Annotated in this window: 21 protein-coding genes and 1 pseudogene; 16 read left to right on the top strand and 6 right to left on the bottom strand. The window is 38.3% G+C overall.

From position 1 onward, the window contains the following. Positions 1–66 precede the first annotated feature (66 nt). From ACH6EI_RS16605 to ACH6EI_RS16595, 3 genes are read right to left on the bottom strand one after another with little or no spacing between them, the layout of a single operon-like run. Positions 67–792 carry an amino acid ABC transporter permease gene (locus ACH6EI_RS16605; protein ID WP_108674539.1) on the bottom strand — a complete coding sequence of 242 codons (726 nt, stop codon included), beginning with the start codon at positions 790–792 and terminating at the stop codon, positions 67–69. Positions 793–819: 27 nt separating this feature from the next. After that, positions 820–1,521 carry an amino acid ABC transporter permease gene (locus ACH6EI_RS16600; RefSeq protein WP_108674540.1) on the bottom strand — a complete coding sequence of 234 codons (702 nt, stop codon included), beginning with the start codon at positions 1,519–1,521 and terminating at the stop codon, positions 820–822. 37 nt (positions 1,522–1,558) lie between these two features. Beyond that, positions 1,559–2,404, bottom strand: coding sequence for a transporter substrate-binding domain-containing protein (locus ACH6EI_RS16595; protein ID WP_108674541.1), 846 nt, complete (start codon positions 2,402–2,404; stop codon positions 1,559–1,561). A gap of 584 nt (positions 2,405–2,988) precedes the next feature. Between ACH6EI_RS16595 and ACH6EI_RS16590 the strand changes: the two genes are divergently transcribed. The 8 genes and pseudogenes from ACH6EI_RS16590 (at position 2,989) to ACH6EI_RS16555 (ending at position 9,574) form a co-directional block, all read left to right on the top strand. Beyond that, positions 2,989–3,816 (top strand): MetQ/NlpA family ABC transporter substrate-binding protein, encoded by an 828-nt coding sequence (locus tag ACH6EI_RS16590; protein WP_108674542.1) that lies wholly within the window; start codon positions 2,989–2,991, stop codon positions 3,814–3,816. A 55-nt stretch (positions 3,817–3,871) separates the two neighbouring features. Beyond that, complete coding sequence (locus ACH6EI_RS16585) at positions 3,872–4,954, top strand: methionine ABC transporter ATP-binding protein (protein WP_108674543.1); 1,083 nt, start codon at positions 3,872–3,874, stop codon at positions 4,952–4,954. After that, a complete protein-coding gene (locus ACH6EI_RS16580) occupies positions 4,893–5,546 on the top strand; it encodes a methionine ABC transporter permease (protein WP_048018570.1) in 654 nt (217 codons plus the stop codon). The genes ACH6EI_RS16585 and ACH6EI_RS16580 overlap by 62 nt, the downstream gene beginning before the upstream one ends. Before the next feature lie 40 nt (positions 5,547–5,586). Further along, the gene (locus tag ACH6EI_RS16575; protein ID WP_108674544.1) at positions 5,587–6,438 is read left to right on the top strand and encodes a MetQ/NlpA family ABC transporter substrate-binding protein; all 852 of its coding nucleotides are present in this window, start codon (positions 5,587–5,589) and stop codon (positions 6,436–6,438) included. Between the two features lie 21 nt (positions 6,439–6,459). After that, positions 6,460–7,809 (top strand): LLM class flavin-dependent oxidoreductase, encoded by a 1,350-nt coding sequence (locus ACH6EI_RS16570; RefSeq protein WP_108674545.1) that lies wholly within the window; start codon positions 6,460–6,462, stop codon positions 7,807–7,809. Positions 7,810–7,932: 123 nt separating this feature from the next. Beyond that, positions 7,933–8,147, top strand: a pseudogene (locus tag ACH6EI_RS16565) (hypothetical protein). Positions 8,148–8,308: 161 nt separating this feature from the next. Then, positions 8,309–9,055 (top strand): type I methionyl aminopeptidase, encoded by a 747-nt coding sequence (gene map, locus ACH6EI_RS16560; RefSeq protein ID WP_108674546.1) that lies wholly within the window; start codon positions 8,309–8,311, stop codon positions 9,053–9,055. 210 nt (positions 9,056–9,265) lie between these two features. Next, entirely contained in the window at positions 9,266–9,574 is a 309-nt protein-coding gene (locus ACH6EI_RS16555; RefSeq protein WP_014460781.1) for a DUF5634 family protein, read from the top strand. Between the two features lie 857 nt (positions 9,575–10,431). On the opposite strand, the gene ACH6EI_RS16550 is transcribed toward ACH6EI_RS16555, so the two are convergent. Beyond that, positions 10,432–10,905, bottom strand: coding sequence for a YbaK/EbsC family protein (locus ACH6EI_RS16550; RefSeq protein ID WP_034267780.1), 474 nt, complete (start codon positions 10,903–10,905; stop codon positions 10,432–10,434). 316 nt (positions 10,906–11,221) lie between these two features. Between ACH6EI_RS16550 and ACH6EI_RS16545 the strand changes: the two genes are divergently transcribed. From ACH6EI_RS16545 to hutG, 6 genes are all read left to right on the top strand, one after another. Beyond that, positions 11,222–11,413 carry a hypothetical protein gene (locus ACH6EI_RS16545; RefSeq protein ID WP_108674547.1) on the top strand — a complete coding sequence of 64 codons (192 nt, stop codon included), beginning with the start codon at positions 11,222–11,224 and terminating at the stop codon, positions 11,411–11,413. Positions 11,414–11,450: 37 nt separating this feature from the next. Beyond that, entirely contained in the window at positions 11,451–12,275 is an 825-nt protein-coding gene (locus tag ACH6EI_RS16540; RefSeq protein WP_014460777.1) for an aldo/keto reductase, read from the top strand. 360 nt (positions 12,276–12,635) lie between these two features. Beyond that, a complete protein-coding gene (hutH, locus tag ACH6EI_RS16535) occupies positions 12,636–14,147 on the top strand; it encodes a histidine ammonia-lyase (protein ID WP_108674548.1) in 1,512 nt (503 codons plus the stop codon). A 49-nt stretch (positions 14,148–14,196) separates the two neighbouring features. Continuing rightward, entirely contained in the window at positions 14,197–15,858 is a 1,662-nt protein-coding gene (gene hutU, locus ACH6EI_RS16530; protein WP_108674549.1) for a urocanate hydratase, read from the top strand. Between the two features lie 15 nt (positions 15,859–15,873). Next, positions 15,874–17,163: an imidazolonepropionase gene (hutI, locus tag ACH6EI_RS16525; RefSeq protein WP_108674550.1), complete on the top strand. Its 1,290-nt coding sequence runs from the start codon at positions 15,874–15,876 to the stop codon at positions 17,161–17,163. Continuing rightward, positions 17,138–18,121, top strand: coding sequence for a formimidoylglutamase (hutG, locus tag ACH6EI_RS16520; protein ID WP_108674551.1), 984 nt, complete (start codon positions 17,138–17,140; stop codon positions 18,119–18,121). Before hutI ends, hutG begins: the two co-directional genes overlap by 26 nt. Before the next feature lie 225 nt (positions 18,122–18,346). Here the strand turns inward: hutG and ACH6EI_RS16515 are convergent, their stop codons facing one another. Then, complete coding sequence (locus ACH6EI_RS16515) at positions 18,347–19,285, bottom strand: nucleoside hydrolase (RefSeq protein WP_108674552.1); 939 nt, start codon at positions 19,283–19,285, stop codon at positions 18,347–18,349. Between the two features lie 33 nt (positions 19,286–19,318). Then, positions 19,319–19,453, bottom strand: a complete 135-nt coding sequence (locus ACH6EI_RS16510; RefSeq protein ID WP_014460770.1) for an isocitrate/isopropylmalate family dehydrogenase — start codon at positions 19,451–19,453, stop codon at positions 19,319–19,321. 388 nt (positions 19,454–19,841) lie between these two features. Between ACH6EI_RS16510 and ACH6EI_RS16505 the strand changes: the two genes are divergently transcribed. Then, complete coding sequence (locus ACH6EI_RS16505) at positions 19,842–21,263, top strand: YfcC family protein (RefSeq protein WP_108674553.1); 1,422 nt, start codon at positions 19,842–19,844, stop codon at positions 21,261–21,263. Between the two features lie 63 nt (positions 21,264–21,326). After that, positions 21,327–22,499, top strand: coding sequence for a beta-aspartyl-peptidase (gene iadA / locus ACH6EI_RS16500; protein ID WP_108674554.1), 1,173 nt, complete (start codon positions 21,327–21,329; stop codon positions 22,497–22,499). Positions 22,500–22,515: the final 16 nt, after the last annotated feature.

Below are 22,515 nucleotides of genomic sequence, written 5' to 3'. Positions count from 1 at the left end.
ATTGTGAAAGCTGCCGTTTACTAAGGCAGCTTTCTTGATCAGTTTATAGTAATTTTTTTAGAGGGACTAAGAAGCTGAACGCACTTCTTCTCTTAATTCATAATAACTAAGCTTTTTCTCAATGACTACAAACAGCCTTTCAAAGAAAAAGCAAAGAATCCAGTAAATAAGTGAAGCGACCAGATACATTTCTAAATATCTATACCCATCATTGGCGATGACCTTAGATATCGCCATAATTTCAACTACTTTTACCGCAAAAGCAAGAGAAGTGGCTTTAATTAAACTAATAAAAATGTTTCCAAGGTTAGGAATAGCGGCTACTAAAGATTGGGGGAAGATAATTCTTTTAATAGCTTGAAAAGTAGTCATTCCTATTGAATATGCAGCTTCAAATTGACCACGGTCAATGGTTTGAATAGAAGAACGGAATACCTCTGATTGATAAGCAGAGGTATTTAATGTATACGCAATTAAAGCATAAATTAAAGGTGAAATAGTATCCCCACCTAAGTGCCATCCTTGAGTCTCGTTTAGAAATTCTATAAAAATAGGGATTCCGTAGAAAAATACATAGAGCTGTACGAGCAATGGAGTGCCTCTCATAAATGAGACGTATATAACAGCTATTTGCTCTAGCAGTGGAATTTTATATATTCTGCATACCGCAATGAAAAGACCAAAAATACTTCCTAACGCCATTGAAATGATCGATATTGTTAGTGTTAAAGGCACACCTTTTAAGACTTCAGGAGTTTGCTCCAAAGCAAATCGCAAATCAATAATAGGCAATCATGTTCACTCCTTTACTAGTGCAGGCTATTTAGAGATGCTGACCCTGCCTTTTTTAAAATGTTTCTCTAAATTACTGACTATGATTTCAATTACGATACACATGCTCCAATAAACAAGTGAAATCGTAACATAAATTTCAAACATTCCTATTCCATAGTTGTTGCCCAAAATGAGGCGAACTTGCCCCATAATATCAATAATCCCAATGCTAAAAGCAAGTGCAGTATCTTTTAATAATGAAATCGTAGCATTTCCTAAATTAGGTAGTGCTGCTACAAACGCTTGAGGAAGGATAATTCTTCTTAAGGATTGAAAATAGTTCATGCCTATACTATACGCTGCTTCGAACTGGCCGTTATCAATCGAGAGATATGCTGAACGAATAACTTCCGATAAAGGAGCGGCAGTATGTAAGGAAAAAGCAATCACCAAGAAAGTGATGCGACTCCAGCTGTTAATGTCGATATGCACGAGCAGCAGCAGCTGAGGAAGGCCAAAGTATACAAGAAACAGCTGAACAAGCAGCGGTGTACAGCGCATAAAAGATAAATAGATGGTAGCCATTTTAGAAAGAACAGGCTTTTTTTGAATGCGTATCAGGGCAATCACGAAACCTAAAAGCAACGAAAAAAGTAGAGAAAGGCCTAACATAAATAGCGTTAAAGGAAGTTTATCTACCACTTGCCACAATAGTTTTAACCAATCATGAAAATCAGTACTAATCATATCTCACCCCGCCTTAATGATGAATTCTTATACTCATTTAATCTTGAAAATTGAAGTTTTGTTGATTAATATACTTTAAGTCTTTAAAGAAATTTACTTTAAACCATTTTTCAGCCAAGTTTTCTAGCGTCCCGTCATTTTTTAATTTGACTGTCGCTTTATCAATTTCATCAGCAAGTTTTTGATTATTTTTATTAAAGACTAACCAAGTTGGTTCTTTTGATACAATGCCTCCTACTTTTAAATTTAATTTGAGCTGTTTTTGTACTTCGTTAAATGTTGTTACGTTTAAAAAAATAGCATCCGCTTTACCTTTATCCACTAACTTTAAGTTTTCTGCCGTAGAAGGGTTATCAATGCTTTCTAATGTTAAAGGCTTAGTGGCATGTTCTTTGTTATAAGCATTTAAAATAGCGCGCAATCCACCCGTAGCCGATACAGGTGGAAACTTTTTACCTACCATATCGTCAAGTGTTTTGATATCGTTTCGTGATTTTTGTGTGACTAAAGCTGTTAAAGAATAACCATATTCATGTGCAGGATAAAGAAACTTTTCTTCACGTTCAGGGTTTTTAAAGAACCAGTTGATGGCGAAATCATATTTTCCTGTCGAGACACCTACCAAATTTGTTTCTTCTTCCCCAAGCGTATATTCAAATTTGTATTCCGGAAGCTTTTTTTCAAGCTGTTTTAAATAATCCATATCATATCCAATAGGCTCATTCTGGTCGTTCGTAAATAGAAAAGGCGGATTTACTTCATCACTCAAAGCAACTTTGACTACTTTTTTATCGCTATTTTCTGAGCTAGAGCTTTGAGAGCATCCTCCTAAAGCTATAATCAGTCCAATTGCCAAAGTTAAAGTAAAGCATAATTTTTTCATCGTTTTATTCCTCCTGATACTAATTTCTGTTTGACGAGTAATAAAAAAGCACCGAAAAAGCTGCTAAAAAGCTTTTTCGGTGCCATTGGTGATCCAGTAGGCGGTGAACTTTATATTGCAAAACAAAAGAGGCTCTTCAAACGTTATCGATATGTTTAAAGAACCTCTGGTTGACCAGGCGGCCTGATTAATATGAAGTCTATATTAAGTTAATTATTCCCATTTGTAAAGTCGGTTTTTGGGGTAACATAAACATTTTGGTTAGATTTTTTAGACTTTCTATCTAATGCTCGATTGAAGCATCTAAGTACAGTTATTACACATAAAATACGTAATCTCACGGTTTAAAAATACTAAATTGACAGTTAAAAAGATGTTTGGTATATTTTTCAAAAGATTTAAAATTCTTATAGGAATTATCGGATTTAAAAATGTTTGTTAAACATATAGTGGAAATAGAACAGTCGACCAGACGAATGGAGACAAAAATGACGAGGATTCCCTCAGAGTTTTTGTCTTTTTTAGTGGCAGAAGATTAGCACTATATGTTTAATACATCACAAATGGTGGAGGTAGAGAGAGAAATGAAGAAATTTGTATGGCTTTTTGCATTATTAGCAGTGATTACTGTTGTGGGGGGATGTGGAAATAAAGAAAAAGCATCTGGCCAAAATAGTGACAAGAAAGAAGATGTAGTTCTTAAAGTGGGAGCAGCTTCCACGCCGCATGCCGAAATTTTAAAGTATGTGGAACCTGATTTGAAAAAAGAAGGTATAAAGTTGGACATTGTAAATATTAAAGACGGCATACAGACAAATGAACAAACAGCAAATGGAGAATTAGATGCCAACTATTTTCAGCATACGCCGTACTTAGAGCAAACGAATAAAGACAGTGGATTAAATCTTGTCAGCGTGAAAAACGTTCATATTGAACCTTTTGGAGTGTATTCCAAAAAAATAAAATCAATTGACGATTTATCCAAAGGAGCAAAGGTTGCTGTTCCTAATGATCCAGTGAACTTTTCACGTGCACTAGAGCTTTTCGAGGCTAATGGAATCATTGAATTAAACAAGAAACCTAGTGGTAGCTCTTATACGGTTGAAGATATTTCAAAGAATAAAAAGAAGCTAGACTTTGTTGCAGTAGACGGCCCGCTTCTTGTACGCTCTCTTGATGATGTAGAAGCTTCAGCTATCAATACAAATTACGCTCTTGAAGGCGGGTTCAAACCAACTGAAGATGCGTTAATTATTGAAAAGAAAGAGTCTCCTTATGTAAATATTTTAGTGACTACGAAAGAGAAAAAAGATGATAAAAATATTCAGCGTTTAGCAAAAGCACTTACTACAGATAAGGTTAAAAAGTTTATTAATGACAAATATGATGGCGCAGTCGTTCCAGCTTTCTAGTATAGGAGTAAAAAAGAAATAGGAATAACAGTTTGAAAGAAAAGGAGGGTTTCTTTTGATAAAGTTTCAACGTGTTTCAAAAATATTCGAGAGTGGCTCAAAGAAAGTTGAAGCTCTAAAAGACATTGACTTAACGATACAAAAAGGAGACATATTTGGAGTAATTGGATTAAGTGGGGCGGGGAAGAGCACACTGCTTCGAACGATTAACCTGCTGGAGTACCCGACGTCAGGTGAAGTCATAGTAGATGGAGAAAACTTAGCAACGTTGTCTGAAGTAGAGCTAAGAAAAAATAAAAAAAGAATCGGCATGATCTTTCAACACTTTAATCTATTAAATTCAAAAACAGTGTTTGAAAATATAGCAATGCCCCTTATATTAAGTGGAAAACCAAAAAAAGACATAAAGCTACGTGTAGAAGAGCTGCTTCATTTTGTAGGTTTAGAAGACAAAGCAGGTGCATATCCCGATCATCTGTCAGGAGGTCAAAAACAGAGAGTGGGCATTGCACGTGCATTAGCCACAAACCCTTCTATTTTATTATGTGATGAAGCAACTTCCGCATTAGATCCGCATACAACAGAATCTATTTTGAAATTGCTGAAAAAAGTTAATGAAGAATATCAAATTACGATCGTAATAATCACACACGAAATGGAAGTCATTAAGCAAATTTGTAATCGTGTCGCTGTGATGAAGGACGGGAAAATTATTGAAACAGGAAATGTATTTGATATTTTTTCAAATCCACGTACTGAAATTGCTAAAAATTTTGTTCAGTCCGTTGTTCGAGATGACATTCCGCAAAACATGTATGAATTAGTACAAACTACAAATTCAAATCAGAAGATTTTTAAGATTAATTTTCTCGGCAGCAATTCCGGTCAATCTGTGATTTCCACCTTATCAAAGCGCTTTAATGTACAGGTGAACATTTTACTTGGAAACATTACGGAGTTACAGGGCATTCCATTTGGGCATTTAATTATTGAATTAATTGGCACACAAGAAGAAATAGACAGAGCTGAACTATATGCACTGCAGCAAAATATAAAAATGGAAGAGGTGGTTGCAAATGTTAGAAGTAAGCCAAGAGTTGATATTAGCGGCTTTGTGGGAAACACTGTACATGGTTAGTGCTTCCCTGCTTTTCGGGGCCTTAATTGGAATTCCTTTAGGGATTTTACTCGTTGTAACACGCAAGGGGCATATTCTTGAAAATCGAGTTGTTTTTTCAATTTTAAATCCTATTGTAAATATTTTTCGTTCGATTCCGTTCATTATTTTACTTGTAGCGATTATCCCATTTACAAGGTTCGTCGTCGGAACGACTATTGGTACAACGGCAGCTATTGTTCCGCTAGTTTTACATATTGGACCTTATATGGCTAGACTCGTTGAAAATTCTTTGCTTGAAGTAAATGAAGGTATTATTGAAGCAGCGCAAGCGATGGGTGCTTCTAAAGCTCAAATTGTATTCCGTTTTTTAATTCCAGAGGCCTTTCCCTCTCTTATTTTAAGCTTAACAACTGTCACAATTGGGTTAATTGGAGCAACGGCAATGGCCGGTGCTATCGGAGGCGGCGGACTTGGCGATTTAGCTATTACTTACGGCTATCAGCGCTTCAGCACGATTACCATTGTAGTCACCGTTGTGCTTCTTATTATTATTGTTCAAGGTATTCAATCTTTAGGAAACGTTATAGAACGCAAGATTAGAAGAGTGTAAGAACGTATTAGAAGCAAATTTTTTAAAAGGAGAGTTATAAATGAAAAAACCGATATTCCTGCTTCTGCTGTTGTTCATCCTCGCCATAACAGGATGTTCTAATTCCTCATCCAGTGCCAATAGTAAAGAAGCTAAAATTAAAGTAGGCATTCGAAGCTCTGAACTTCGGACGTGGGAATTTATAAAAGAGAAAGCAAAAAAACAAGGGCTGGATATAGAACTTGTAAATTTTTCTTCAGCTTATGATCCTAATCAAGCCTTAGTCGAAGGAGAAATAGATGTAAATGCGTTTCAGCACGTTGCTTATTTAGATTTGTTTAATCAAAAGAACGGAACCGATATTGTGCCAATTGGAACGACGATCATTGCGCCTCTAGGTCTTTATTCTGAAAAATATAAATCATTAAAAGACATTCCAAATGGTGCTCAAATTGCTGTTCCAAATGACCCTTCCAACTGGGGAAGAGCACTAATTTTGCTGCAAGAAGCAGATTTGATTACAGTGGTCGAAGGCTTTGATGGTAACGGAGGAGAGGATAAAATTAAAAGCAATCCTAAAAATTTAAAGATTGTTCCCGTTGATTCTGCAAGCACCCCCCGCGTTATGCAAGATACGGCGGCTTCCATTATTAACAACGGTGTAGCTGTAGAAGCAGGTCTAAGCTTAAAAGATGCACTCATTCATGAAAACAAAACAGCGAAGCCCTATATTAATGTCATCGCTGCAAGAAAAAAAGATCAGGATAAAGCGTATTTAAAGAAGCTAGTAAAAGTGTATCAATCCAAAAGTACGGCTGCCTTTATTAAAAAAACATACAAAGGAAATTATATTCCGACGTTTATTAGTTTGAAAGAATTGAATACGTATAAAGACACGTATGAAACAAAATAAGGACTAAATAGGGGTGGGAAAATGGCCAAGGAACGAAAAATGAAACTTGCCGCTTATTTGATTGGCACAGGTATGCATGTAGCTTCATGGCGTCATCCTGATTCAAAGCCTAACGCAAGTATCGACGTTTCTGTTTATCAAAAACTTGCACAAACCGCCGAAAGAGGGAAATTTGATATTGCGTTTATTGCCGACAGTTTAGCAGTAAATGCAGAGTCACATCCTCAGATTTTAAATCGATTTGAACCTGTTGTCATCATTACAGCAATGGCAGCAGCTACTGAGAAAATTGGCGTTGTTGCCACATCTTCAACTACTTACAATGAACCTTATACACTAGCACGCCAGTTTGCCTCTGTCGATCATGTAAGTGGAGGAAGGGCCGGGTGGAACGTTGTGACTACAGCAGATGCAACAGGTGAAACGGCGTTAAACTTTAACCGTGATACTCATTGGGAACATGATCACCGATACGAACGGGCAGAAGAATTCATTGATGTTGTTCAAGGGTTATGGGATTCGTGGGAAGATGAGGCCTTTTTATATGATAAAAAAAACGGAGCGTTTTTTGATGCTAATAAGGTACATGAGCTTAACTATAAAGGGAAGTATTTTTCTGTAAAAGGGCCGTTAAATATCGCTCGTTCCGCTCAAGGACAGCCAGTTATCGTTCAGGCCGGTTCTTCAGAGCCGGGACAGCGCTTAGCGGCAAGAACGGCAGAAGTGGTATTTGCTCACCGAGATAATATAGAAGAAGCCAAAAATTTTTATAAATCCCTTAAATCAAGGCTTTCTGAATACAATAGAACAGAAGCGGATTTACATATTCTTCACGGCATTTCCCCTATTATAGGAGAAACAGAAGAAGAAGCGGTTCAAAAATACAGCGATTTACAAAAGCTAGTGAATCCGTATGAAGGATTAAAGTTCGTTTCTGGGTATATGGGGAACGTTGATTTTACGAAGTATGCCCTAAACACTCCTGCCTCAGAGATAGAGTTTCCATCCGTGAATGGCATCCAAAGTCAGTTTGATGAGATGCTAAGAATTATAGCAAGAGAAAAACTTACCGTAGGAGATCTTTATACGCGATTTTTCGGTGCTGCAAGGAAAGATAACTTTGTAGGAACCCCCATTCAAATTGCGGACGAAATGGAAAGATGGTTTCAGGAAAAAGCAGCGGACGGATTTATGCTGCAGTTTCCTTTGCTTCCATCTGGCTTAGATGATTTTGTAAATCTTGTTGTACCAATCTTACAAGAGAGAGGTTTGTTTCGATTAGACTATGAAGGAAACACATTAAGAGACCATTTGGATCTTAAAAAACCTGGAAATAAGTTTGTTGATGAAGGTGTAAGGCCTATCATGTAGAAACAAGCCAAATAAAAGTATTTTAGTTAAAGGCAAATCCGAACGATTAATAAAATTTATTAATCGTTCGGATTTTTTTGTTGTGGTGAACGCAGGTTTCATCTATGTAGGTGCTTCTAGCTGTTGATTGGAGGGCAGGGCGAAGACTCCTGCAGGAAAAGCGGAACGGATGAGACCCCGCAGGAGCGCAAGCGACGAGGAGGCTCATCGCCCCCCCCCGCGGAAAGCGAAGTCTTGCACGGAAATCAACAGCGGTGTAACAAGGGGCTCAGCTCATGTATCCAATTTGTCTGTCTTTATATTCATTTGATTTAGGTATGTCTCAACCTCTTTTTTGAGCATTTAATTGGTTAAGAACCAAAAATTTGGCATATGATAAATATCTTACTAGTCTAATTAATCGTACATTTTAGTTCTTAAAAGGTCTTTTGAAAAATCCTCATAAAAATATGATAAAATCGGATAGGATATATATTTCGAGGAAGGAAAGTGTTTTTTTATGATTATCGGTAACGAACAAGATTTAGAAAGTTTACGCAAAATTGGACGCATCGTTGCACTTGCGCGCGAAGAAATGAAAAAACAAGCAAAAGCAGGTATGACAACAAAAGAGCTTGATATGATCGGTAAAAAAATATTGGATGAACACGGTGCTACTTCTGCACCTGAAAAAGAATATAATTTCCCAGGTGTAACGTGCATTAGTGTCAACGAAGAAGTGGCTCACGGTATTCCAGGAGACCGCGTATTAAAAGATGGCGATTTAGTAAATGTGGATGTATCCGCAGTACTTGATGGCTATTATTCGGATACGGGTATTTCATTTGTTATTGGGCAAGACGAAGAAAAAGAAAAGCTGTGTCAAGCTGCAGTAGATGCATTTTGGGCAGCTATGAAAAAAGTAAAAGCTGGTTCAAAACAAAATCAAATTGGTCGTGCTGTTTCTAACTTTGCACACCAAAACGGATATGCTGTTATTGAAAACTTAACGGGTCATGGTGTTGGCCGCAGCTTGCATGACGCTCCTAACCATATTTTAAACTATTATGATCCAATGGATAAAGCCCTTTTGAAAAAAGGCCTCGTTATTGCTGTCGAGCCGTTTATCTCTATGAAAGCTGATCATATCATTGAACGCGGAGACGATGGCTGGACATTTGTTACACCAGATAATAGTCTTGTAGCACAATGTGAGCATACAATTGTTGTAACAAACGGTGAACCAATTATTTTGACTGAACTATAATCAAGTTTCTCTATAGATTTCGGTAACAAAAAAGCTACTTCACTTAGCAATGTTTTTTCATTGCATTATAGTGAGGTAGCTTTTTTATTACTATGTAATGAATGACTATTATATTGACTTGCTTTGTTCATACAACGTTTGAAAGATAGTGTAATTGAATATGCTCAAGGGAATGCTAAGTATAAATCAAAATGAAAAGAGGTATGAAATGTGGAATATGTAGGAAGAGAAGCGATTGTAAGTGAACTGACTCATCATATGGATGACATTTTAAACAAATATAACCTTCAAGGCGTCTCCGTATATGAAGAGGAAGGAGAAGGTAATCACTATTATCTTGGCTACACAGTAAAAAAGAATGATCATGTGTTTATGGTTAACAGACCTTATCTAAAAGATAAAGACGGGAAATTAGCAGTCGAAAAGCAAGAATGGACCGTTCAAGGTAACGAAGGAGAAACAAACGGATATACTTCACTTGAAGATGCGTTTCAAAAAATTGATGAAACCATACATTAAATAATTTTTTGAATTTCAGTTCAGATTTTTTCTTTGAATGCGTGAATCTGAACAGTAGGGCGCTAATGGCTGTCGTGCTTCTTTCACCTATACTATCTAACTTTTCTTTGCTATAAAGTCTAGAAAATTACATGTAATAAAAAATTGTTTTTTTTAGGTTTTACTATATAAATACGGGGTACACATATAGTACAGCAGCTATCATGCAAATGGTTGTTGTGAAAGGTTAAATACTTAGCGTTTGAAGGGACTGATTAGTTTTGAAAGGCTTAACAGCGACTTCAGCAAATGTATTACCGCAAATTGAAAGTAGATATTCGTATCTCACGCAAGGCACTTTGGTTATGAACCGATATACGTAACGAAAGGGCCTAACTAGGCAAACAAAGGTAAGACTGAATCAACGAGAAGAAGCCTGCATCTAAAAATGTAGGCTTCTTCTTTTTTACAGATGAAACTAAGAAGATGGATGAGTACATAACAGGTATACATTAAGAAGATTCACATTCAGTCCATTTTCCGTGCACGTTTTTCTTGAAAAAAACTCATAAGTTGAAGATACTGTATATAACTATGTAAAAGAATTTTTGAATACAAAATAGTAAATCTGCTTGAGGTGAAAATGATGAGAAAAGCAAATAAAAGTGAATTTCTGTGGAATACTTTAGACGGATGGCTTTTTATCCCTAGGAACATTCCTTTACTATTTCTTTTTGTATTTCTCTTAGGGATTTCTTACCTAGGTTGGGTTAAGCTGTTTCATAAATTCGTTTAGATACATCAACAAGCTGAAATGAGAAATTGTTTCAGCCTGCTGGTGTTTTGATTAATTATATCTGTACCGTCATTCACATAGATTATTCATTCCATCCTTTGCACACATCAACCCATTTTAAGCATTTCGAAAATTCTTCTAGTTCGGGTATTGTTAATTCGATTGCACTATTTCCACTTCCACAGGCAGGGAAAACAGTAACAAAACGTTTCAGAGATTCATCTAGATACACGTGAACACCTTCATTAACAGCAAACGGGCATACTCCGCCTACAGCATGACCAATCAGCGTTTCTACTTCACTTGCTCCGAGCATTTTTGCTTTAGTTCCAAACTCTTCTTTGTATTTTCGGTTATCAATTTTCGCATCTCCTGCTGCCACAATTAATAGAACGGTTCCTTCTGCGTTAAAAGAAAGACTTTTTGCAATCCGTTGCGGCTCACATTTTAAAGCTTGCGCTGCCAGTTCTACAGTAGCACTAGACTCATCCATTTCAATAATTCGATTCTCCATGCCATATTGTTTAAAATATGCTTTTACTCTTTCAATCGCCATCTTTTGTATCCATTCCTTCCGTTAAATCTTGCAAATATGTATGATTGCCTTACAGAGGATGTACAGTTTCTCTTTGAAATAAAAAATTCTTATTATTTTGTATATACGGAAATTATACACAACTTCTCAGTTAAAAGCACATATTCGTTTTAATTAAAAAAGTTACGTAGGTAAAGTATTTTTAGCTGATTGAAGCAGGATTACGGAAGCCTTTGACGAATGTAACTATGTCGGCTGCGAAAACATAGGCATTAGAACAAAAGATAAATGATGAAATTGAAAAGGCGCAAACGTTCTAGTGAAATGAGGAGAAGGAATGCCAAATTTACACACTGTCGTCAGTTTTTTTAGCAGTACATGCATGGCAACGATGAGTATGATTTATTTGTTTTCCCTTGTACCGCGGGCATGGTCTTTTAAATTTCGATTTGGAGCCATGGTTGTAGGAATCCCAGTCGGCATTATAATGGGCCAGGTTGCTATGCTGATCGGCTGGCACCATCATTAAAACTTTGAACTTTTTAACAAAAAAGGAGACATGTAAAATGAATATTGTTACATTAAACAACGGCTTAAAAATGCCTCAGCTTGGATTTGGCGTATGGCAAGTAGAAGATAACCAAGCAGCAGCTGCAGTGTCAAAAGCAATTGAAGTTGGATATACGTCTATTGACACAGCTATGATTTATAAAAATGAAGAAGGAGTAGGTCAAGCGATTAAAGAATCTTCTGTTCCTCGGGAAAAGCTTTTTATTACAACAAAAGTTTGGAACAGCGACCAAGGCTATGAAAATGCACTACGTGCGTTTGATGAAAGCTTAGAACGATTAGGACTTGATTATGTCGATTTATATTTGATTCATTGGCCTACTCCTCAATATGATGAGTATGTGGAGACGTATAAAGCATTAGAAAAGCTTTATCACGACGGAAAAGTAAAAGCAATTGGGGTCTGCAACTTTGAAATTGAGCATTTGGAGCGCTTGTTAAATGAATGTGACGTAACGCCTGTTTTAAATCAAATTGAGTGCCATCCGTATCTTGCTCAAAATGAATTAAAAGAGTTTTGCGCTAAACATAATATTTTCGTGGAAGCATGGAGCCCTCTTGATCAAGGAGGAGAAGTGTTACAAGATGAGGTTATTCAAAAAATTGCTGAAGTACATAGCAAAACTCCGGCTCAAGTTGTATTGCGCTGGCATTTACAAAACAACACAATTGTCATTCCTAAGTCAGTTACGCCATCTAGAATAGAAGAAAACTTTAACGTGTTTGATTTTGAACTCACTGCTGATGATATGGCAGAGATTAACGGGTTAAACAGCAACCGCCGCAAAGGTCCGCACCCAAGTGACATGAACGTCCGATAACGTTTAAAAAATAAAAATGTGCAGCCGTGAACCATGGCTGCTATAAGAAAATAACGGTTTTATTTCAGATTATTTTAAATTTTCTTAAATAACAATTGACAAATGATTAATTCAGCGTAATACTTAGTGTAGGTACCCTAGTTGCTTTAAGTTGTACAGCTTAAAGTGTATAGTGATTTAGTCATTTAGCGATTGTTTGTATGCATAAGGTAAAATGCCTATTATTAATAAAAGCCCATAGTTTAAGTAGGTTAGTTTATAGGGGGCTATATCAAAAGAAGCTTGTTTCTTCTTTGATATAGCCCCTTTTTGTGTTCAAAAAGAAAAGATAGTCTACAGTTTAACAAGGGAGCGGGTATGATGTTTATTCAAATTGATGGAAATTCACTGACGTTCGACCAAATTTACAAAGTTATTTACCAAGGATACTCCGTGAAAATTAGCGATCACGCAGTTGAACATATACAAAAAAGCAGAACGTTAGTTGAAGAGAGCATTACGAACAACAACGTAATTTACGGAGTCAATACGGGATTTGGAAAGTTTAGCGATACGGTTATTTCAAAAACAGACTTAGCTGATCTGCAGATTAACCTGATTCGCAGTCATGCCTGCGGACTAGGAGAGCCATTCTCGTTAGAAGTAAGCAGAGTCATGCTTCTTTTACGAGCGAACGCATTAGCTAAAGGATATTCCGGAATACGACTGGAAACTTTGCAGCTTCTTATCGATTGCTTAAATCAAAACGTAGTACCGGTTATCCCGAGTCAAGGTTCGCTTGGAGCTAGCGGTGACTTAGCCCCGTTATCACATCTAGCGCTGCTGCTAGTTGGAGAAGGGGAAGCTGTATATAATGGTCAGCAAATGCAAGGAGAAGAAGCTTTAAAGCTAGCGGGGCTTGAACCTATACAATTACAGGCGAAAGAAGGGCTAGCTTTGATCAACGGCACTCAGGCAATGACGGCTGTAGGAGTAGTTTCGTACCTTGAAGCTCAAAAGCTCGCTGATCTTGCTGACGGAATTGCAGCACTAACATTAGAAGGTCTGCAGGGTATTGTAGAAGCATTCATGCCCGAGTCTCATGCAGTAAGACCTTATCCGGAACAACAGCAGGTAGCTGCTCGAATTCTTTCGTACTTAGAAGGCAGTCAATTAACTACTTCTCAAGGTCAAATGAGAGTGCAAGATGCTTATTCACTGCGCTGCATTCCTCAAGTTCATGGTGCTATTTATCAAGTTTTAAATTATGTAAAAGAAAAGCTGTTAATTGAGGTTAATTCAGCAACCGATAACCCGCTCATCTTTGCTGACAGCGGCAAAGTAATTTCTGGAGGGAATTTTCACGGGCAGCCTGTTGCGTTTGCTATGGATTTTCTAGGAATTGCAATGGCGGAGCTTGGGAATATTTCTGAACGGCGCATTGAACGAATAGTAAACCCTCAGCTTAGTGGGCTGCCCGCATTTTTAAGTGCAGATCCAGGTCTAGAGTCCGGGCTCATGATTACTCAATACGCTGCAGCTTCATTAGTTTCCGAAAATAAAGTATTAGCGCATCCATCAAGTGTTGATTCTATCCCATCTTCAGCAAATCAAGAAGATCATGTCAGCATGGGAACGACTGCTGCACGTCATGCTTATCAAATTATCCAAAATACACGAAGAGTTCTATCAATTGAAGCAATTTGTGCCGCTCAAGCAGCCGATATTCAAGGAGTGGATAAACTCGCTTCAGAAACAAGAAAAATTCATTCAAGAATTAGAAAAACCGTACCAACCATTATTAAAGATCGAATTTTCTCACGTGATATTGAGGCGTTAGCCGCTGATTTTAAAACTTTTGTGCAAGATACGAATTATGAATTAGCGCTTTAATAAAAAGTTAGCTTAGCAGTTTTTCATTTTTATAGAGGAGGAAAATGAAATGGAGACAAAACAAAGTGGAATAAAAGCACCTCGTGGAACAGAACTAACGACAAAAGGCTGGGTACAAGAAGCTGCTCTTCGCATGCTTCTAAACAATTTAGATTCCGAAGTAGCAGAGCATCCTGAAAAGTTAGTCGTATACGGAGGGATCGGAAAAGCAGCCCGTAACTGGGAGGCGTTCAATCGTATTGTAGATACGTTAAAAGAATTAGAAGAAGATGAAACGCTTCTCATACAGTCCGGCAAGCCGGTTGCGGTTTTTAAAACGCACAGTGATGCGCCGCGTGTTTTATTAGCAAATTCAAATCTTGTTCCTGCTTTTGCGAATTGGGAGACGTTCCATGAGCTCGATAAAAAAGGGCTAATGATGTACGGGCAAATGACTGCAGGAAGCTGGATTTACATCGGAAGCCAAGGCATTGTTCAAGGAACGTATGAAACATTTGCTGAGTGTGCCAACCAGCATTTTAACGGAACTTTGAAAGGAACGATTACCGTAACAGCTGGATTAGGAGGAATGGGAGGTGCACAGCCACTAGCCGTTACGATGGCAGGCGGCGTTGTAATTGGAATTGATGTTGATCGCACGCGTATTGAAAAACGTATCAAAACAAAGTATTGCGATACGGTAGTCGAAAGTGTAGCTGATGCAATCACGTTAGCTGAAGATGCAAAAAGATTGGGCAAAGCGCTTTCCATTGGATTAGTTGGAAATGCAGCCGAGATTCTTCCTGAAATGATAAAGCGAGGATTTATCCCAGATATTGTGACAGATCAAACATCGGCACATGATCCGCTTAACGGATATTTGCCGATTGGAGTCAGCTTAGCAGAAGGAGAAAAACTGCGGAATACAAATCCAAATGAATATATAAAACAATCAAAAGCAAGTATGGCTATTCACGTTCAAGCCATGTTAGAGATGCAAAGAAAAGGCGCGGTTGCTTTTGACTATGGCAATAATATTCGCCAAGTGGCGTTGGATGAAGGTGTCACGAATGCATTTGATTTCCCGGGATTTGTCCCAGCGTACATCCGTCCGCAGTTCTGTGAAGGAAAAGGACCGTTCAGGTGGGTCGCTTTGTCAGGAAACCCAGAAGATATTTATAAAACAGATGAAGTCATTTTACGTGAGTTTTCGGATAATACGCATCTTTGCAACTGGGTTAAAATGGCGAGAGAAAAAATTGAGTTTCAAGGATTGCCGGCTCGTATCTGCTGGCTAGGCTACGGAGAAAGAGCGCGCTTTGGGAAAATTATTAATGACATGGTAGCAAACGGAGAGCTGTCAGCGCCTATCGTTATTGGCAGAGATCATCTAGATGCCGGTTCTGTGGCTTCGCCAAATCGTGAAACTGAAGCAATGAAAGATGGCAGTGATGCAGTAGCAGACTGGCCTATTTTAAATGCATTAGTAAATACGGCAGCAGGCGCAAGCTGGGTATCCGTTCACCACGGAGGAGGAGTAGGTATGGGGTATTCTCTGCACGCTGGAATGGTTGTAATAGCAGACGGGACAGAAGATGCCGCCAAACGTCTAGAACGTGTTTTAACAACAGATCCTGGCATGGGTGTTGTTCGTCATGTAGACGCCGGCTATGATAAGGCCATTCAAACTGCAAAAGAAAAAGGGATACAAATTCCCGCGTTAAATGAATAAAAAGGAGGGATACGTATGACTATTACGTATATCAAATGCGCTGAACAAATCATTACGGTTAAAGGTGGAAGTCAGCCTAGACGAGCAGAAGAAATGTCAGATCTAGGAATCATTGAAAATGGCAGCGTACTCGTTAAAAATGGAAGAATTGTATTTGTTGGCCCTGACGTCAAAACGCAGGAATACCTTGAGCATATCCATGAACCTATTAATATAATTGATGCCGAAGGAAAAATCGTAACGCCTGGGTTGATTGATCCCCACACTCACCTTGTGTTTGGCGGCAGTCGTGAAAAAGAATTAGAAATGCGCTTAAACGGGGCAAAGTATATTGATATTTTAAAAGCGGGAGGAGGAATCTTACAAACAACCGTCAGTACACGACAAGCAACAGAAGAGGAGCTAATCAAGCAATCTACAAAACGTTTAAATAAATTTCTGCAGTACGGAGTTACAACTGTCGAAGCCAAAAGCGGGTACGGTTTAAATCTTAAAGATGAAATCAAACAATTAAAAGTAGCGAAGAAACTGAATGAACAGCATCCAGTAGATGTTGTTTCAACCTTTATGGGAGCTCATGCGGTGCCAGCTGAGTACAAAGGAAATGAAGATGAGTTTGTTCGTTTTGTTATCGAAGAAATGATACCAATTGTTGCAAAAGAAGAGCTAGCGGAGTTTTGTGATGTATTTTGTGAAGAAGGCGTGTTTACAGTTGAACAGTCAGAGCGTATTTTACAAGCTGGAAAAGCATACGGACTAAAACCTAAAATCCACGCCGATGAAATTGTGTCTTTTGGCGGGGCAGAATTAGCGGCTAAAGTGGGAGCTGTGTCTGCGGATCATTTGTTAAAAGCATCGGATCAAGGAATTAAGCAAATGGCTGAAAGCGGAGTTATAGCCGTTCTATTGCCGGGTACTGCATTCTTTTTAATGGAAGAGCCGGCGCGTGCTAGAAAAATGATCGAAGCAGGAATGCCGGTTGCTTTGTCTACAGATCGAAACCCAGGATCTTCTCCTACAGAATCGCTGCCGTTTATTATGAATTTAGCTTGTTTAACGATGAAGATGACGCCAGCAGAAGTTTTAACGGCCTGTACGATCAACGCGGCTCATGCCATTTGCAAAGGTGATCAAATCGGAAGTATTGAAGTAGGTAAAAAAGCCGATTTAGTGCTATTTGATGCGCCCAATTACCAAACGCTACAGTATAACTATGCCGTAAATCTTGTAGACACGGTATTAAAAGATGGAAAAGTTGTGGTTGAAGGCGGTGTTTTACATGAACTATCCGTACCCACAGCTTGATCGACCGCCTTTTTGCTGGCAGCGTCAAAGTACTTCTGACCCAAAAGTAAGTGATTGGATTCAGACAGTTGAAGATGGGTGCAACGTCGACTTTACATCGATAGATATTACGGTCTTGGGCGTGCCTCTTTCAAGGTCTTCCATTAGTGCTTCTGGAGCTAGTGAGACGCCAATGGCCATGAGGAAACTCTGGAAATCCTTTAATCCGTATCATATTGAGTATGATACAGATTTGACTTCCTTGTCAGTGTTGGATTTAGGAGACGTCAAACAGCACGTAACGGATATAGAGAAGTCTCATCAGCATATAAAAGAAGCGATGATTTCTATGCGGAAACATCATCCGCATGCGCTTCCTGTTATGCTTGGAGGAGATCATTCCATTACAGCTATGTTAGTAAAAGGATGGAAAGAGTCACATCCCGAACAGAAAATAGGGATTGTACAGTTTGATACGCACTTTGACTTACGCAGCTTAGAAGATAACGGTCCTTCTAACGGAACCCCCATACGAAATTTAATTGAAAGCAACACGATTGATGCAAGACATGTATGGAATATCGGACTTCACGGGTTTTACAACTCAAAATCGTTAAAAGAATATGCAGATAGCAAAGGCGTTCATTATGTAACGGTACTACAAGCAAGAAAAGCGGGAATAACCCATACGGTGAAAGAAGCATTAAAGCAGCTGAGTAAAGAAGTAGACATGATCTATTTAACGGTTGATATGGACGTGTTAGATATTGCTTACGCACCTGGAGTTCCAGCAGGAACGACAGGGGGAATGAGAACGGAGGAATTGTTTGAAGCGGTATACACGGCTGGGAGTCATCCGCTTGTTCAAGCAATGGATATTGTATGTCTAGATCCGCTGCGTGATGTAAGAGAAATAACTGTAAAAGCAGGCGTACATGTATTTTTGAATTTTTTAACGGGAGTTGTAAACAGAAAGTAAGGGAGTATACTTCCTTACTTTTTTTATTGTTAAATAGCTGCTTTTATAAAGATATATCCAACTGTTTAATTACAGGTGTTATTGTCGCTTCAATCATTACTGTAATGCTCAATCAAAAAGCGAAAAAAACAGCTAGATAGTATGAATAAAAGTAAGTCAGCACCAGCAAGTTGCGAACTCGACGTTCTGGTGCTGACTTTATAAAACCTATCTTCTAGATGAACATTACGAAGGCGAATATGTGTTAAGAGCCTCAATCATTAAATCCCAAAAACCATCTACATCAAGGGTTAAACCAAACTTCGCATTCGCTTTCCTTCCTGTAACTCCAAGCAAATCAACTGAAGTTGTTCCAGCCGTGTATTCTCCGCGTGTTTCTACTACAATATTAACTTCTTTGAGCGTAAATAGTTCTGGAGCTATGCAATAAGCAACGGTTAATACATCGTGAACAGGCGGACCATCAAAGCCAAAGGTTTCTTTATAGGTAGATTTAAAAAATGCTAATAATTCACCCATTTTTTTTGCTACGTTATTATCAATGTTCATCACTTGGTTAATAACATTATCTGTTGCAACGGCTTGATGCGTAATATCTAACCCCATTACTACGAGTGGAATGCCGCTATCAAACACTTTTTTAGCCGCTTCTGGGTCTGCCCAAATATTAAACTCAGCCGTTGGCGTCCAGTTCCCGAAGGTTCCACCGCCCATAAGGATAATCTCTCCAATGTTTTCTTTAATTTCTGGAGCTTTTATTAAAGCTAAGGCAATGTTCGTTAAAGGACCGGTAGGCAAAAGCGTAACGGGATCTTCTGACTCTTTGACCATTCGTATAATAGTATCTACTCCGTGTTCTTCGCTCCAGCTGCGAGAGAGAGCCGGGAACTCAGGACCGTCTAATCCTGAATCTCCGTGTATACTAGGCGCGTTTTCACGTCTGCGCATCATTGGTTCGCTTGCTCCTTTTGAAACAATCACGTTATGTAACGATACCAAGTCACACACTTTCAAAGCATTCACCGTCGTTTTTTCAATTTCCGCGTTTCCTGAAACAGTTGTAATCGCTAAAATATCTAATTCCGGTCGTGCGGCAGCTAAAATAATTGCAATGGCATCATCATGACCTGGATCACAGTCCATAATAATCTTTCTTTTTTTCATTATGATCACCTCTATAGAATGGATAAATTGCTGTTAATTTTGCGTGGATTTTATTTTCTCTAAAATAGCTTCTGTAAACTCCGATGTAGAGGCATGTCCGCCTAAATCTTTCGTTTTCACTTCATCTTGGAGCGTTTGATAAAGTGCGTGTTCTACTGTAGCAGCCACTTCTGTAAGTTTACGATCCGCATGTTTTTCAGCCAGCCATTTGAGTATAGTATTTTTTTATGTCTATAGATTAAATTCTTTTATCTTTCTTTTTGCTGCTTTTTAAAAAAAGAACTAGCTAATGCTTCGTGCTCCAGATTTTCTATCAACCAGTACCTTAATTGGCGCTATTAAATTTTTAAAAACACCCAATTAATACCTAAAATACGATTTAATTATATCATAATTCAGAAAATTAAACGGTTCTACGTTGGCACGAAAATTGCTTGTATTGTATATGAGGAATACAAAAGAAAGGAGCAATATGTAGGCGCAGATAAGGAAGCTGCTTTTAAAGAAAGAGATGTTTGTCTAAGGCTATTATTTCATAATGAAGGGGAGAAGAAGAATGAGTGAACCGCAAAAGGAAATGAGTTCATTAAATAAGGTACGGAAAAAAGAGAGAAAAATAAACGTTTTTGCTTTATTGTTAGGCTTTCTTGTGATTGCTACTATTTTAACGTATATCTTGCCAGCCGGAGAATACGCACGTGTAGAAGTAGACGGACGAACAACGGTAGATCCTCAGTCGTTTAAATGGATTGATTCTACACCCGTTGGTTTCTTTGATATGGTCAAAGCGATACATACAGGAATGGTAGAAGGAGCCGACATTATCTTTTTTGTATTAATTATCGGCGGTTTCTTTGGTGTACTAAGCGCTACGGGGACAGTAGATGTATTGATTACAACGATGGCTAAAAAGCTTGCTACTAGAGAAAAATTATTAATTCCTGTTATGATGCTATTTTTTGCGGTAGGCGGTTCTTTAATGGGGATGGCGGAAGAAACGCTAGCCTATATTCCTCTTTTAATTCCGCTGGCACTTGCTCTTGGGTTCGACGCATTAACGGGAACTGCCATTGTTTTAATTGGAGCATCAGCTGGTTTTACTACGGCAGTTATGAATCCGTTTACAGTGGGTGTTGCACAAGGAGTAGCAGAACTTCCTATGTTTTCTGGAATGGGCTTTCGCCTTGTCTTATTCGTAGTTGTTTACGCTGTTTCAGTATGGTTTGTCTATCGATATGCGATGAAAGTGAAAAAAAGTCCTTCGATTGGAACATACGGAAAATACAGCATAACTAATGCAAATAAACTTTTAAACTCCGATGCCAAGTTAACTAGAAAGCATAAATGGATTATGGCAGCATTTCTTGTTAACTATGTAATTCTTGCTTTTGGCGTTATTAAGTATAAGTGGTACATTACTGAAATTGCCTCTCTGTTTGTGATTTTGACAGTTGTGATTGGGATTATTGGAAGGCTCTCTGTTGAAAATACAGTTAAGTCGTTTACAAACGGGGCAGCAGCACTAGTTGGAGGAGCGCTTGTTATCGGAGTTTCTCGCGCAGTTCTTGTTGTTTTAAATGAAGGTCATATTGTAGACCCTATGCTTCATCAAGTATCTGGAGCGATTCAACATGTTCCGGGATATTTAAGCGTCATCGGAATCTACAACTTCCAAGCGCTGATTCATCTTATTTTAGCATCTGGAACGGGTCATGCGATGCTGACGATGCCAATTATGACCCCTCTTGCAGATTTGCTTGATATTACGCGACAAACGGCAGTATTATCTTTTTCTTTTGCAGACGGCATCGGAAACATTATTTTCCCGACGGCTGGAACATTAATGGCTGGCTTAGCGATTGCGGGAATTTCATGGACAAAGTGGGCAAAATGGGTGTTGCCGTTAGTCCTTATTCAATATGTGATTGGTCTAATAGCCGTTGTAATTGCTTATTTTATCAATTACGGGCCATTTTAAGCATTAAAATTATATAGAAAAATGTTATTCGCAAGTCGAGCTTACTAGTAGGAGGAATAGAAGTTGTTAACCTTAATCAAAAACGCAGAAGTATATGCACCACAGCACTTAGGAAAAAAAGATATATTGCTTGCAGACAGCAAAATCATCCTTATAAAAGATTGTATTGATCATGTAAATACGTCCATTCCTATTGATGTTGTAGATGCCGCTAATCACATTATAGCTCCAGGCTTCATTGACTCACATGTTCATATTATTGGCGGAGGAGGAGAAGGTGGATATAAAACACGCACTCCTGAACTAATGTTAACCGATGCAACGACTGCCGGTGTTACAACTATCGTAGGTGTACTTGGAACAGACGGTACAACAAGAAGAATGGAAAACCTTCTGGCCAAAGCAAGAGGGTTAGAAGAAGAAGGGATCAGCTGCTTCATTCACACAGGTTCCTATCAAATACCGGTAAAAACGTTAACTAATAGCATCGAAGAAGATCTTATTTTAATTGATAAAATTATTGGAGTAGGTGAAATTGCGATTTCTGACCATCGTTCCTCTGAACCGACATTTGAAGAACTGGTGAAGGTGGCTACCGCTGCTCGCAATGGAGGAATTTTATCAGGAAAAGCTGGAATGTTAGAGATTCACGTAGGAGATGGAGAAAGAAAATTATCTTTATTAAATCAAATTGCAGATAAAACAGACCTGCCAATTCGTCAATTTCATCCTACACATATTAATAGAAATGAAGAGCTGTTTAAAGAAGGAATTCAATTTGCAAAGCGAGGCGGATATGTAGATTTTACGACTAGCACGATCCCTCACTTTTTAGAAGAAGGCGAAGTTAAGTGCAGCAAAGGGTTACGCATCATGCTGGAAGAGAAAGTGGCGATTGACAGCATTACGTTTTCATCCGATGGAAACGCGAGCCTGCCGTTTTTTGATGATAACGGAGATTATAAAGGTCTTCAAGTTGGAAAAGTGTCTTCTTTATTTCAAGAAGTACGAGATGCAGTATTAGAGGAATCAGTACCGTTAGAAACAGCTCTTCAAGTCATTACGTCTAATCCTGCCAAAGTATTAAAACTGTCCAACAAAGGGCATATTCAACCCGGAAAAGATGCAGATTTAGTTCTTTTAAATAAAGAGACGCTAACAATTAAAACGGTTTTTGCTCAAGGTAAAGTAATGGTAAAAGACGGTGTCCCTGTTGTGAAAGGAACGTTTGAATAACAGGTTTTAGACATCA

The organism is Priestia sp. JSM ZJ58, from assembly GCF_044383985.1.
GTDB classification, from domain to species: Bacteria; Bacillota; Bacilli; order Bacillales; family Bacillaceae_H; genus Priestia; species Priestia zanthoxyli.
This window is presented reverse-complemented; position numbering and strand designations above follow the sequence as displayed.